This is a genomic window from Burkholderia dolosa, assembly GCF_902499135.1.
Lineage (GTDB): Bacteria > Pseudomonadota > Gammaproteobacteria > Burkholderiales > Burkholderiaceae > Burkholderia > Burkholderia dolosa.
In genome coordinates this window covers 45,877-58,632 of the sequence record NZ_CABVPR010000024.1, presented here as the reverse complement: position 1 = coordinate 58,632, position 12,756 = coordinate 45,877, and the positions used below count along the sequence as shown (strand labels likewise).

General features: G+C 68.0%; 10 protein-coding genes. 7 read left to right on the top strand and 3 right to left on the bottom strand.

Translation table 11 applies throughout. The annotated features are described in order from the left end of the window. Window positions 1-401: 401 nt before the first annotated feature. From BUB20358_RS13250 to BUB20358_RS13240, 3 genes are all read left to right on the top strand, one after another. The gene (locus BUB20358_RS13250; protein ID WP_006763301.1) at window positions 402-1,691 is read left to right on the top strand and encodes a dicarboxylate/amino acid:cation symporter; all 1,290 of its coding nucleotides are present in this window, start codon (window positions 402-404) and stop codon (window positions 1,689-1,691) included. A 4-nt stretch (window positions 1,692-1,695) separates the two neighbouring features. Next, a complete protein-coding gene (locus tag BUB20358_RS13245; RefSeq protein WP_006763302.1) occupies window positions 1,696-3,699 on the top strand; it encodes a sensor histidine kinase in 2,004 nt (667 codons plus the stop codon). Between the two features lie 97 nt (window positions 3,700-3,796). After that, window positions 3,797-5,152, top strand: a complete 1,356-nt coding sequence (locus BUB20358_RS13240) for a sigma-54-dependent transcriptional regulator (protein ID WP_035971655.1) — start codon at window positions 3,797-3,799, stop codon at window positions 5,150-5,152. A gap of 121 nt (window positions 5,153-5,273) precedes the next feature. On the opposite strand, the gene BUB20358_RS13235 is transcribed toward BUB20358_RS13240, so the two are convergent. Further along, entirely contained in the window at window positions 5,274-5,810 is a 537-nt protein-coding gene (locus tag BUB20358_RS13235; RefSeq protein ID WP_006763304.1) for a TlpA disulfide reductase family protein, read from the bottom strand. 165 nt (window positions 5,811-5,975) lie between these two features. Here BUB20358_RS13235 and BUB20358_RS13230 point away from each other — a divergent pair, with 165 nt between their 5' ends. Next, the gene (locus BUB20358_RS13230; protein ID WP_035971656.1) at window positions 5,976-6,548 is read left to right on the top strand and encodes a hypothetical protein; all 573 of its coding nucleotides are present in this window, start codon (window positions 5,976-5,978) and stop codon (window positions 6,546-6,548) included. Window positions 6,549-6,878: 330 nt separating this feature from the next. On the opposite strand, the gene BUB20358_RS13225 is transcribed toward BUB20358_RS13230, so the two are convergent. Together BUB20358_RS13225 and BUB20358_RS13220 are read right to left on the bottom strand one after the other, a co-directional pair. Beyond that, window positions 6,879-8,495: a YifB family Mg chelatase-like AAA ATPase gene (locus BUB20358_RS13225; protein ID WP_035971657.1), complete on the bottom strand. Its 1,617-nt coding sequence runs from the start codon at window positions 8,493-8,495 to the stop codon at window positions 6,879-6,881. Window positions 8,496-8,741: 246 nt separating this feature from the next. Next, window positions 8,742-8,993 carry an accessory factor UbiK family protein gene (locus BUB20358_RS13220; protein WP_035971658.1) on the bottom strand — a complete coding sequence of 84 codons (252 nt, stop codon included), beginning with the start codon at window positions 8,991-8,993 and terminating at the stop codon, window positions 8,742-8,744. Between the two features lie 351 nt (window positions 8,994-9,344). Between BUB20358_RS13220 and BUB20358_RS13215 the strand changes: the two genes are divergently transcribed. The 3 genes from BUB20358_RS13215 (at window position 9,345) to gshA (ending at window position 12,750) form a co-directional block, all read left to right on the top strand. Then, entirely contained in the window at window positions 9,345-9,683 is a 339-nt protein-coding gene (locus BUB20358_RS13215) for a P-II family nitrogen regulator (RefSeq protein WP_006398175.1), read from the top strand. Window positions 9,684-9,715: 32 nt separating this feature from the next. Further along, window positions 9,716-11,221 carry an ammonium transporter gene (locus BUB20358_RS13210; RefSeq protein WP_035971659.1) on the top strand — a complete coding sequence of 502 codons (1,506 nt, stop codon included), beginning with the start codon at window positions 9,716-9,718 and terminating at the stop codon, window positions 11,219-11,221. A gap of 239 nt (window positions 11,222-11,460) precedes the next feature. Further along, window positions 11,461-12,750, top strand: a complete 1,290-nt coding sequence (gene gshA, locus BUB20358_RS13205; protein ID WP_006763308.1) for a glutamate--cysteine ligase — start codon at window positions 11,461-11,463, stop codon at window positions 12,748-12,750. Window positions 12,751-12,756 lie beyond the last annotated feature (6 nt).

Here is a 12,756-nt window from a genome sequence, read left to right as displayed (position 1 = left end):
GACGCGCGGTCGCTCAGTCGCGCGGTCGTACGGCCGCGTGCCGGGCCCGATTCATCCGACGAACGCCCGCATCCGTCCGGATCGCCGGACGGATGCATTCCGGATTTCCGGAATCCCGGATTTCCTTGCTTGCCGCATTATGGGAAATACAATGAAAACAATGGCTTGAATCCTTGCGGAAAGCTGGCATCGCCCTTGCAATATAAAAGTCACGGCCGCGCCCTGCGGCCCACTACTACAAAGGAGACAATCGATGACCCATGCGTTCCTCCCCCTCCGGATGTCCTGAGGCATCGCTTGTTGCGGCACGGCAGCCGCGCGGGCGAGTGGCTTCCCCTGACATTCGTCCGCGCGCGTGACGCCGTTCCACCGGCTCATCTGACCTTCAGCAGGAACCCATCGTGAAGAAGAAACCCTTCTACAAAGTGCTTTATGTGCAGGTGATCTTCGCCATCATCGTCGGCGTGATCCTCGGCCACTACTATCCGTCGCTCGCCACCGACATGAAGCCGCTCGGCGACGGGTTCATCAAGCTGATCAAGATGGTGATCGGTCCGATCATCTTCTGTACGGTCGTCACCGGCATCGCCGGCATGGAGGACATGAAGAAGGTCGGCCGCGTCGGCGGCAAGGCGCTGCTGTACTTCGAGATCGTGTCGACCTTCGCGCTGGTGCTCGGCCTCGCGGCCACGCACATCCTGCGTCCGGGCGTCGGCTTCAACATCGATCCGGCGACGCTCGACGGCAAGGCCGTCGCGTCGTACGCGGCGAAGGCGCACGGGCAGTCGACGGTCGACTTCCTGCTGCACATCATTCCGAACACGATGGTCGACGCGTTCGCGCAGGGCGAGATCCTGCAGATCCTGCTGATCGCGCTGCTGTTCGGCAGCGTGCTCGCGCACCTCGGCGAGCGTGGCAAGGTCGTCACCGACTTCATCGACGGGCTCACGCGCGTGCTGTTCGGCATCGTGCACATCGTCACGAAGCTCGCACCGATCGGCGCGTTCGGCGCGATGGCGTTCACGATCGGCAAGTACGGCGTCGGCTCGCTGGTGCCGCTGCTCAAGCTGATCGGCACGTTCTACCTGACGTCGCTCGTGTTCGTGCTCGTCGTGCTCGGCGCGATCGCGCGCTTCACCGGCTTCTCGATCATCCGCTTCGTGTCGTACATCAAGGAAGAGCTGCTGATCGTGCTCGGCACGAGCTCGTCGGAAGCCGCGCTGCCGCAGCTGATGGAAAAGCTCGAGAAGGCCGGCTGCTCGCGCTCGGTCGTCGGCCTCGTCGTGCCGACCGGCTATTCGTTCAACCTCGACGGCACCAACATCTACATGACGATGGCCGTGCTGTTCATCGCGCAGGCGACCAACATCGAACTGACGTGGATGCAGCAGCTCACGCTGCTCGCGGTCGCGATGCTGACGTCGAAGGGCGCGAGCGGCGTCACGGGCGCGGGCTTCATCACGCTCGCGGCGACGCTCGCCGTCGTGCCGACGATTCCGCTGTCGGGGATGGTGCTGATTCTCGGCATCGACCGCTTCATGAGCGAGTGCCGCGCGCTGACGAACATCGTCGGCAACGGCGTCGCGACGGTCGTCGTGTCGGCATGGGAGAAGGAACTCGACCGCTCGAAGCTGCGCGACGCGCTGAAGGGCGGCGCCGGCGTCGCGCCGACCGAGACGGCCGGCGTCTGACGCCATGAGCGAGCAGGCGGCGGCATCGCCGGTGGGCGGTGCGCCGCGCGGCGGCGGCCATCCGGAGGCCTATGACACAATAGGCGATCCGCATCGCCAGGAAGCCTCGTCCGTGAAGCGCCGCCTGCTTGTCGTCGCCCTGCTCGCCGCCGCGCTCGCCGCGGCGTGCGCGCTGACGTGGACGATCACGTGGCGGCGCGGCGTCGTCGAACTGCAGCGCAATGCCGCGGTGCGCGTCGATCGCACCACCAACGCGCTGAAGAGCACGCTCGACCGCTACGAATCGCTGCCGTATCTGCTCGGCAGCCATCCGTACGTGCAGGACCTGCTCGCCGAACCGAAGCGTGCCGACTACGTCGCGCGCGCGAATCGCTACCTCGAAGACCTCAACGAACACGCGCACGCGACCGTCACGTACGTGATCGGCGCGGACGGCCAGTGCGTCGCCGCCAGCAACTGGCGCGCGCCCGACAGCTTCGTCGGGATCGGCTACCAGTTTCGTCCGTACTTCATCGATGCGATGAACGGCCGCGTCGGTCGCTTCTTCGGAATCGGCACGATCTCGCGCGATCCCGGCTACTACATCTCGCAGCCGGTATGGCGCGACGGCCGGATCGCGGGCGTCGTCGTCGTCAAACTGAATCTCGAATGGTTCCAGGGCGCCGATGCGTCCGAGCCGCTCGTCGTCGCGGACGATCACGGCGTCGTGTTCCTGTCGTCCGTGCCCGCGTGGAAATACCATGCGCTGCGTCCACTGACGGGGCCCGTCGCCGCATCGATCTACGAGACGCGTCAATACGCGCAGCAGCCGGTCACGCCGCTGCCGCTGCGCGTCGAGCAGGCGCTCGGCGCGGACGCGGAAATCGTGCGGGTCGGCGCGGGCCGGCGCGCGCCGCGCTTTCTCGCGACCCAGCGCCGGATCGGCGAGCCCGACTGGTTGCTCGTCACGCTCGCGCCGATCGCGCCGATCGACGCCGACGCGCGCAACGCGACGATCGTCACGGCGTTCGGCTTCGTGTCGGTCGCGCTGCTCGCGTTCTACTGGCGGATGCGCCGGGCGCGCGTGCGCGAGATGATCCGCGGCCGCGCGCTGCTGCAGCAGGCTTATGCGGAATTGAACCGGCGCGTCGAGGAGCGCACGGCCGACCTGTCCGAAGCGAACGAGCAGTTGCAGAAGGAAGTCGGCGACCGGATCCGCGCGGAGCAGGAGCTGCGCGCCGCGCACGACGAGCTGATCCAGGCGAGCAAGCTCGCGGCGCTCGGCCAGATGGCGGCCGGCATCACGCATGAACTGAACCAGCCGCTCGCCGCATTGCGCAGCTTCTCGGACAACACGCGCGTGCTGCTCGATCGCGGCGAGCAGGCGGCCGCGCGCGAGAACCTCGAAGCGATCGCCGCGCTGACCGAGCGGATGGGCAAGATCACGAATCAGCTGAAGCTGTTCGTCGGACGCGCGCGGCCGCGCAACGAGCAGGCGCTCGTCGTGCGCGCGCTGCGCAGCGTGCTGTCGCTGCTCGACGAGCGGCTGCGCGGCGTCGCGCTCACGCTGACGCTGCAGGACGCGACGGTGTCGCCCGCGCAACATACGCCGCTCGACCTCGCGCACGACTATCCGGAACTCGTCGCACGCTGCGAGGATCTGCGCCTCGAGCAGGTGCTGATCAATCTGCTCGGCAACGCGCTCGACGCGGTTGCCGGCGTCGCTGCGCCGGCGATCGAGGTGACGATCGCGGTGTCGGCCGCGACGCTTGCGGTCGAGGTGCGCGACAACGGTCCCGGCATCGCGCCCGACCTGCTGCCGCGGCTGTTCGAGCCGTTCTTCACGACGAAGGAAATGGGGCGCGGGCTCGGCCTCGGCCTCGCGATCTCGTCGTCGATCGCGAGCGACGCGGGCGGCGCGCTCACCGCGCGCAACGCGCCGACGGGCGGCGCGCTGTTCGTCTTGACGCTGCGGCGCGCGCGCACGCATCATCCGGACTCCGCGTCCGAGCCGGCGCAGTCGCATTGAGCGCGCGCCGGCGGCAATCCCGGTCGGCGACCGACCGGCATCAACGAACGGGCGGGCACGCGCGGGCCGCGCGGCCTGCGAGGAGCAAGTGAGTACGATGGCCAACCGGCTGCAAGTGATCTACATCGAAGACGATGCGCTCGTTCGCCGGGCGAGCGTGCAGAGCCTTCAGCTGGCGGGGTTCGACGTCGCCGGCTTCGAATCGGCCGAAGCGGCCGAGAAGGCGATCGTCGCGGAAACGGCCGGCGTGATCGTCAGCGACATCCGGCTGCCCGGCGCGAGCGGGCTCGACCTGCTCGCGCAGTGCCGCGAGCGCGTGCCCGACGTGCCGGTGATCCTCGTCACCGGGCACGGCGACATCTCGATGGCCGTGCAGGCGATGCGCGACGGCGCATACGACTTCATCGAAAAGCCGTTCGCCGCCGAGCGGCTGATCGAGACGGTGCGCCGCGCGCTCGAGCGGCGCGAGCTCGTGCTCGAGAACCACGCGCTGCGTCGCGAGCTGGCCGGCCAGAACGTCGTCGCGCCGCGCATCATCGGCCGCAGCCCGGCGATCGAGCAGGTGCGCAAGCTGATCGCGAACGTCGCGCCGACCGACGCGTCGGTGCTGATCAACGGCGATACGGGCGCCGGCAAGGAGCTGATCGCGCGCAGCCTGCACGAACTGTCGCCGCGCCGGGACAAGCCGTTCATCGCGGTCAACTGCGGCGCGCTGCCGGAGCCGATGTTCGAGTCAGAAATGTTCGGCTACGAGCCCGGCGCGTTTACCGGCGCCGCGAAGCGCCGCGTCGGCAAGCTCGAATACGCGTCCGGCGGCACGCTGTTCCTCGACGAAATCGAAAGCATGCCGCTCGCGCTGCAGGTGAAGCTGTTGCGCGTGCTGCAGGACGGCGTGCTCGAGCGGCTCGGCTCGAACCAGCCGATCCGCGTGAACTGCCGCGTGGTCGCGGCCGCGAAGGGCGACATGAGCGAGCTCGTCGCGGCCGGCACGTTCCGGCGCGACCTGCTGTACCGGCTCAACGTCGTGACGATCGCGCTGCCGCCGCTCGCCGAGCGCCGCGAAGACATCGTGCCGCTGTTCGAGCACTTCATGCTCGACGCGGCCGTGCGCTACGGCCGGCCCGCGCCGGTGCTGACCGATCGGCAGCGCGCGAGCCTGATGCAGCGCGACTGGCCCGGCAACGTGCGCGAGCTGCGCAACGCGGCCGATCGCTTCGTGCTCGGCGTCGCCGACATGCCGCCGCCGGCCGGCGCGGGTGCCGACGATCCGGCGAACGAACAGACGTTGAAGGAGCGCGTCGAGCAGTTCGAGCGCGCGGTGATCGCGGAGGCGCTGAACCAGACCGGCGGTGCGGTCGCCGCGACGGCCGACCGGCTGCATGTCGGCAAGGCGACGCTGTACGAGAAGATGAAGCGCTACGGGCTGTCCGCGAAAGGCGAAACCGAGCGCTGAAAAACGGACGGACCGCAGAACCGGGTGTCCGGTCGTGCGGTCCGTTTCGGGGAGAAGGCCGGGCGGCCTTCGTGCGTGCGGCGATCGCGTTTGCGTTTGCGGTTACCGTCGCCGGCGGCGCTCAGGCCGCGTTGTCGGCGAGCGCTTTCTTCAGCAGCGCGTCGAGCTCCGCGAATTGCGGTGCGCCCACATAGCGCTTGAGGATCTTGCCGTCCTTGTCGACGACGAAGGTCGTCGGCGTCAGCTGCACGTTGCCGAACTGCTTTGCCGCGCTGCCGTCGTCGAGCGCGACCTTGAACGGCAACTGGCGCGTCTGCGCGTAGTTCGCGACGTACATCGGCGGGTCGTAGTTCATCGCGACCGCGACGAATTCGAGCCCCTGGCCCTTGAAGCGGTTGTAGGTGTCGACCATCTGCGGCATTTCCTGCATGCAGGTCGCGCAGCTCGTCGCCCAGAAATTCACGAGGTAGACCTTGCCCTTCAGGTCGCCGGACGTGGACACCTTCTGGCCCGACAACAGCGTGAACGTGGCGTCCGGCACGCTCGACTTGGCGTTGAACGCGAAGAAGCCGGCGACGGCGATGGCTGCAACGACGACGGCCGCGACGATGTAGCGGACGGGGCCGGCACGGCGCGGGGCGGAAGGCGTGGAGTTCATCTGCAGTGCTCTCGAAGTGGGTCGATGACGCGAACCGGTGCTGGGAAAACGGCGAAATTCTGCGCGCATTCTAGCGCGAATGCGAGATGCGCATCGGCGCCGGCGTGCCATCCCGGCGTTCGCGTTCGGCGGATAATGTCCGTTTCTCCCGCCCCGATTCAAGCCATGCCGAAGCAAGCCATCGCCAAGCTGCGTCCCTTTTTTCGCCGGCTGCGACACTTCGCCGCGCTCGCGTGCGTCGGCGTCGCGCTGGGTGCGTGTTCGCCGTCGTACGACTGGCGCACGCTGCACAACGACGCCGGCTATACGATCGACTTGCCCGCGAAGCCGACCGTCGACGAGCGCGCGGTCGCGATCGGCGGTGCATCGATGCCGATGCGGATGCAGGCCGCGCACGTCGACGGCGCGGTGTTCGCGGTCGGCACGCTGACGTTGCCGGACGACCGCGACGACACGCGCCGTGCGGCGCTCGAGTTCCTCCGCGCGGGGCTGTCCCGCAATCTCGAAGGCGCGCCGCACACCACATCGGTGCCCGTGCCGCTTGCGAAGGGCGGAGCGGTGGACGGCGTCGAACTGCGCGTGGCCGGCGCGGCTGCCGGCGGCGACGGCGCACGCAAGACGATCGTCGCGCGGCTCGCCGCGCGCGGCCGTCACGCGTATCAGGCCGTCGTGATCGCCGACGGACCGCTCGCGCAGGAACAGTTCGACCAGTTTTTCGGATCGTTCAAGCTCGATTGACCGGCCGGCGAGGGCGCTCAGACACACTGTGACAATTGAAAGTTCCTTCGCAGCATTCGGCGCTAATCGCCGGATTTTGCGGGGGTTTTTCGGCTGTCCACAACGTATGTGGATAACTTTGTTGAAAAGTGGACCGGATGTGCCGCCGAGCCACGCGGGGCGGCCTTTTGGACCGATCGGGCATGTTCGTTGAATCGGCGAAAGTCAAGCAAAAACAACGGGATACGAATTTCGCCGGAGACGCGCCGCAGCGAGCGTCGGTTCAAGGCTGGATGCGCGGAATTGTGCATAAGTCAAGTCTTGACAGCCGGATTTTGTCCTAAGAGGGCATCACAGCGCCGTCAGCACACGCCGATAGCGGATCGCCTCGGCGATCTGCGCAGCCGTCGGCAGCCGATCGCCGGCGAGGTCCGCGATGGTGCGCGCGACCTTGAGCACGCGGAAATACGCGCGCGCCGACCAGCCGAAGCGCTCGCCCGCCTCGCGCAGCAGCCGCTCGCCTTCATCGGTCGGCCGGCACAGCTCGTCGGTCTCGCGCCCGGTCAGCATGTGATTCGTCTTGCCCTGCCGCTCGAGTTGCAGCGCGCGCGCCTGCGCGACGCGCGCGGCCACCGCGGCGCTCGGTTCGCCGGGCGCGGACGCGCGCGTCGCGAGTTCGGCCGGCGACAGCGCCGGCAGGTCGATCTGGATGTCGATGCGGTCGAGCAGCGGCCCCGACAGCTTGCGCAGATAGCGTGCGGCGACGTCGGGCGAGCATCGGCAGCGTCCGGACGGATCGCCGTGCCACCCGCACGGGCATGGGTTCATCGCGGCGATCAACTGGCATGCGGCCGGAAAATCGGCGTGCTGCGCGGCGCGCGAGATCGTGATGCGGCCTGCCTCGAGCGGCTCGCGCAGCATTTCCAGCACGTGCCGGTCGAATTCCGGCAGTTCGTCGAGAAACAGCACGCCGAGGTGCGCGAGCGTGATTTCGCCCGGTTGCGGCGGGTTGCGGCCGCCGACCAGCGCGGCGGCGCTCGACGAATGATGCGGCGCGCGAAACGGCCGCCGACGCCACTGCGCGGGCGAGAAACCGATGCGGCTCGCGGAGAGCAGCGCGGCCGAGGTCAGCGCCTCGTCGTCGGTCAGCGGCGGCAGCAATCCCGGTAGCCGCGCGGCCAGCATCGATTTGCCGGCGCCGGGCGGGCCGACCATCAGCATGTGATGGCCGCCCGCGGCCGCCACTTCGAGCGCGCGTCGGGCGCCGCGCTGACCGATCACGTCGGCGAGGTCGGGCGCGGCGGGCGCCGGCAGTTCGTCGACGCACGGCGCCGCGACCGGCGACAGCCGCCCGTCCGGCGCACCGGCGAGGTGCGCGCACAGCGCGGGCAGGTCGGGCGCGCCGAACACCGTGACGCCCGGCACCAGCGCGGCCTCGGCTGCGCTGTCGAGCGGCAGGTACAGCTCGGGAACGGCCGATTCCGCGCCGACACGGGAGCGGGAGCGCGCGTCGGCGTCCGAACCTGCATCGTTCTGCGGCGCCGAACCAACGTCGCCCCCGTGCTCGCGCCAGTCGCGCGCAGCGCCGCATGCCATCGCGAACGCGCCGCGCATCGGCCGCAGTGCGCCGGTCAGCGACAGCTCGCCCGCGAATTCGCGGCCGGCGAGCGCGTCGGCCGGAATCTGTCCGTTCGCCGCGAGGATGCCGAGCGCGATCGGCAGATCGAAACGGCCGGACTCCTTCGGCAGGTCGGCCGGCGCGAGATTGACGGTGATCCGCCGCACGGGGAATTCGAATCCGCAGTTCTGCAGCGCGGCGCGCACGCGCTCGCGGCTTTCGCGAACTTCGAGATCGGGCAGGCCGACGATCGAGAACGACGGCAGCCCGTTGGCGAGATGGACTTCGACGGTGACGTCCGGCGCGCGGCCGGCCGCCGGCGCGCGACTGCGCACCACGGCAAGCGACATGGCGAGGCTCCTGTAAGCAGATGGGCGGCGGTGGCCGTTCATGGCCGCGTGCCGCGGGAATCGGAGGAATCGGTGCGCGCTTGCCGGCGTGGCGCGGGGAAAGAACGATGGGTTGCGGAACGACGAACCAGGGAACGACGAACCGCGAACGGCGAAGGACCGCGAAGAACGGCTCAGCGGGCTTCGGTGGCAGGCGCGGGCCGCGCGATGCGGGCCGCGCCCGGACCTGTCGGTCGGGTGGGGGCGTCAGGCCTCCGGTGTCGCGAGCCGCTGCTCGAGCTCCGCGACGCGCTTTTCGAGTTCCTCGAGGCGCACGCGCGTGCGGGCGAGCACCTGCGCCTGCGTGTCGAACTCCTCGCGCGTGACGAGATCGAGTTTCGAGAAGCCTTGCGACAGCATGGCCTTCACGTTGCGCTCGACATCCTTGGCCGGCGAGTTTTTCAGCAGATCGCTGACGCGCGACTGCAGATCGTTGAAAACGTCGCTGGGTTGCTTCATGTGATTCCCCTTGCACAAAAAATGTGCATCTTCAGTTGCGTACGTGCCCATGATGCACGCATGACCGGAAATGGTGCGCGGCAAGCGCGAATTCCGGGCACGGCGCCCGCATGGGTGAATGGCCCGGCGAACCGGGACGTGCGTGCACTCTAGCAACGATCCTTTCGCGGCGCCAGCAAACCGGCCCACGTTGGCCATTCGGCCGGGCCTGCGCACCTTACATCGCGCGATGCGGCCCCGTTCGAGCGCCGTTCGACACGGCGTTTGCGCGTACATGGCATGCGAGTTGCTGGAGAGAGTTCGCTACAACATTCCAACCGATTCGACGGGACAACCCAGCGAGAGGACTTCATGAAACTCATTACCGCAATCATCAAGCCGTTCAAGCTCGATGAGACGCGCGAGGCGCTCTCCGCGCTCGGCGTCTCGGGCATCACGGTGACGGAGGTCAAAGGGTTCGGGCGCCAGAAGGGGCACACCGAGCTGTACCGCGGCGCCGAATACGTGGTCGATTTCCTGCCGAAGATGAAGATCGAGGCGGCCGTGTCCGACGATCTCGTCGACCAGGCGGTCGAAGCGATCGAGCGGGCCGCACGCACCGGCAAGATCGGCGACGGCAAGATCTTCGTCACGCCGATCGAGCAGGTGATCCGGATCCGGACCGGGGAGACAGGCGCGGACGCGCTGTAACGAACAAGACGAGCGACAAGAGGAAACCCAAGATGCGCAAACTTCTGATGTCCCTGCTGATGGCCGGCTCGCTGATCGCCGCCGGCGTCGGCTCCGCGCTTGCGGACGACGCGGCGTCCGCCGCGGCTGCATCCGCGCCCGCCGCAACCGCGTCCGACGCATCGGCCGCCGCCGCGCCGAGCGCTTCGGCGCCTGCTGCAACCGATGCATCGGCCGCGGCCGCCGCACCGGCTTCCGGCGCCGCCGACGCATCGGCTGCCGCCGCTTCGGCACCGGCCGCACCCGCCGCGCCGACCGCACCGTTCTCCGTCGATTCGTCGAAGATCAGCGCGGGCGACACCGCGTGGATGCTGACGTCGACCGCACTCGTGCTGTTCATGACGATCCCCGGCCTCGCGCTGTTCTATGCGGGGATGGTCCGCAAGAAGAACGTGCTCGCGACCGTGATGCAGAGCTTCGCGATCACCGCGCTGATCACGGTGCTGTGGACGGTGGTCGGCTACAGCCTCGCGTTCACGCCGGGCAACGGCTTCATCGGCGGCCTGTCGCGCGTGTTCCTGCACGGAATGAACTACATCAAGGGCGACAAGGCGACGACGCTGACCGTCAGCCACCTCGCGTCGACGATTCCGGAGTCGGTGTACTTCGTCTACCAGATGACGTTCGCGATCATCACGCCGGCGCTGATCTGCGGCGCGTTCGCTGACCGGATGAAGTTCTCGGCGATGCTCGTGTTCATGACGCTGTGGTCGCTGATCGTCTACGTGCCGATCGCGCACATGGTGTGGGAGCCGACCGGCTGGCTGTCGGCCGACGGCGTGCTCGACTTCGCGGGCGGCACCGTCGTGCACATCAACGCCGGTATCGCGGGCCTCGTGTCGTGCCTCGTGCTCGGCAAGCGCGTCGGCTACGGCCGCGAATCGATGGCGCCGCACAACCTCGTGCTGACGATGATCGGCGGCTCGATGCTGTGGGTCGGCTGGTTCGGCTTCAACGCGGGCTCGGCAGTGGCCGCCGACGGCCGTGCCGGCTTCGCGATGCTGACCACGCAGGTCGCCACCGCATGCGCGGCGCTCGGCTGGATGTTTGCCGAGTGGATCGCAAAGGGCAAGCCGTCGGTGCTCGGCATCGTGTCGGGCGCGGTCGCGGGCCTCGTCGCGATCACGCCGGCGGCGGGCTTCGTCGGCGTGGCCGGCGCGCTCGTGATTGGCATCGCGGCCGGCGTCGTGTGCTTCTGGTCGGCGACGTGGCTCAAGTCGAAGCTCGGCTACGACGATTCGCTCGACGCGTTCGGCGTGCACGGCGTGGGCGGGATTCTCGGCGCGCTGCTGACGGGCGTGTTCGCAGTGAAGGACATCGGCGGCTTCGACGGCAGCCTGCTGCTGCAGGCAAAGGGCGTGCTGATCACGCTGGTCTACAGCGGCGTGCTGAGCTTCGTGCTGCTGAAGCTGATCGACCTGACGATCGGCCTGCGCGTGACGGAAGAGGAAGAGCGGGAAGGTCTCGACGTGATCCTGCACGGCGAGCACGTCGAATAACCACGATGCACGGCGGGACGCCGCGACGACGGCGCCCGCGACGAATGAGCGCAGCGACTTCGGCCCGCCCTTCCGGCGGGCTTTTTTTCTTCGAATGCGCGATGCGGGAGCGCATAACCCTGCCCGCTATCGGGTCAATAGCCAGAAACTTCCTCCAAATCCTTGCGAAGCCGGGAACAATCCCCAAATGGGCAGGGCAATTGCTCTACAATCTTCATTCTCCCGCTCGCGAGTGATTCATGGTTCCCCACCTCGTTACCGCGTTGAACGGTCCGCTGCTCGAGCTCGAGCAGAAGATCCTCGACGCGACGCCTGCGATCGAACGCTGGTTCAGGCTCGAATGGCAGGAACACACGCCGCCGTTCTACTGTTCGGTGGACCTGCGCAATGCCGGCTTCAAGCTGGCGCCCGTCGACGCGAACCTGTTCCCCGGCGCGTTCAACAACCTGCCGGCCGAAGTGCTGCCGCTCGCCGTGCAGGCCGCGATGGCCGCGATCGAGAAGATCTGCCCGGACGCGAAGAACCTGCTCGTGATTCCCGAACTGCCGACCCGCAATGCGTTCTACCTGGAAAACGTCGCGCGCCTCGCGACGATCATGCGTCAGGCCGGCCTGAACGTGCGCTTCGGCTCGCTCGATCCGAGCATCACCGACATCACGCCGATCACGCTGGCCGACGGCCAGAAGATCGTGCTCGAGCCGCTCGAGCGCTCGCAGCGCCGCCTGGGCCTGAAGAATTTCGATCCGTGCTCGATCCTGCTGAACAACGACCTGTCGGCCGGCATTCCGGCCGTGCTGGAAAACCTGCACGAGCAGTACCTGCTGCCGCCGCTGCATGCGGGCTGGGCCGTGCGCCGCAAGTCGACGCACTTCTCGTGCTACGACGACGTCGCGAAGAAGTTCGCGAAGATGGTCGGCGTCGATCCGTGGATGGTGAATCCGTATTTCGCGCACGTCGAAGGCGTCGATTGGCAGGCGCATGAAGGCGAGCAGGCGCTCGCCGACGCGATCGACGGCGTGCTGAAGAAGATCGCGCGCAAGTATCGCGAATACGGAATCAGCGAGAAGCCGTACGTCGTCGTGAAAGCCGATGCGGGCACTGCCGGGCGCGGCGTGATGACCGTGCACGACGCGGCCGAGATCGGCCGGATGTCGAAGGCCGAGCGCGCGCGGATGGCCGAGTCGAAGGCCGGCCTCGCGGTGCGCGACGTGATCGTGCAGGAAGGCGTCTATACGTTCGAGCGCGTCGGCGACGAAGTCGCGGAGCCCGTCGTGTACATGATCGACCGCTACGTGGTCGGCGGCTTCTACCGCACGCACGGCGGCCGCGAGCGCGACCAGAACCTGAACGCGCCCGGCATGCATTACGTGCCGCTCGGGTTCGAGCACACCGCGCTGCCCGATGCCGGCGCGAAGCCGGGCGCCGCGCCGCCGAACCGCTTCTACATGTACGGCGTCGTCGCGCGGCTGTCGCTGATCGCATCGTCGATCGAACTCGAAAAGACCGATCCCGAAGCCATCCAGGTGTAACGGACC

Excerpts from the sequence above, each read along its gene's own strand:
- BUB20358_RS13245 (WP_006763302.1), top strand. The coding sequence starts at position 1,696 with ATGAGCGAGCAGGCGGCGGCATCGCCGGTGGGCGGTGCGCCGCGCGGC.
- BUB20358_RS13220 (WP_035971658.1), bottom strand. The coding sequence starts at position 8,993 with ATGAAGCAACCCAGCGACGTTTTCAACGATCTGCAGTCGCGCGTCAGC.
- gshA (WP_006763308.1), top strand. The coding sequence starts at position 11,461 with ATGGTTCCCCACCTCGTTACCGCGTTGAACGGTCCGCTGCTCGAGCTC.
- BUB20358_RS13240 (WP_035971655.1), top strand. The coding sequence starts at position 3,797 with ATGGCCAACCGGCTGCAAGTGATCTACATCGAAGACGATGCGCTCGTT.
- BUB20358_RS13235 (WP_006763304.1), bottom strand. The coding sequence starts at position 5,810 with ATGAACTCCACGCCTTCCGCCCCGCGCCGTGCCGGCCCCGTCCGCTAC.
- BUB20358_RS13210 (WP_035971659.1), top strand. The coding sequence starts at position 9,716 with ATGCGCAAACTTCTGATGTCCCTGCTGATGGCCGGCTCGCTGATCGCC.
- BUB20358_RS13225 (WP_035971657.1), bottom strand. The coding sequence starts at position 8,495 with ATGTCGCTTGCCGTGGTGCGCAGTCGCGCGCCGGCGGCCGGCCGCGCG.
- BUB20358_RS13215 (WP_006398175.1), top strand. The coding sequence starts at position 9,345 with ATGAAACTCATTACCGCAATCATCAAGCCGTTCAAGCTCGATGAGACG.
- BUB20358_RS13230 (WP_035971656.1), top strand. The coding sequence starts at position 5,976 with ATGCCGAAGCAAGCCATCGCCAAGCTGCGTCCCTTTTTTCGCCGGCTG.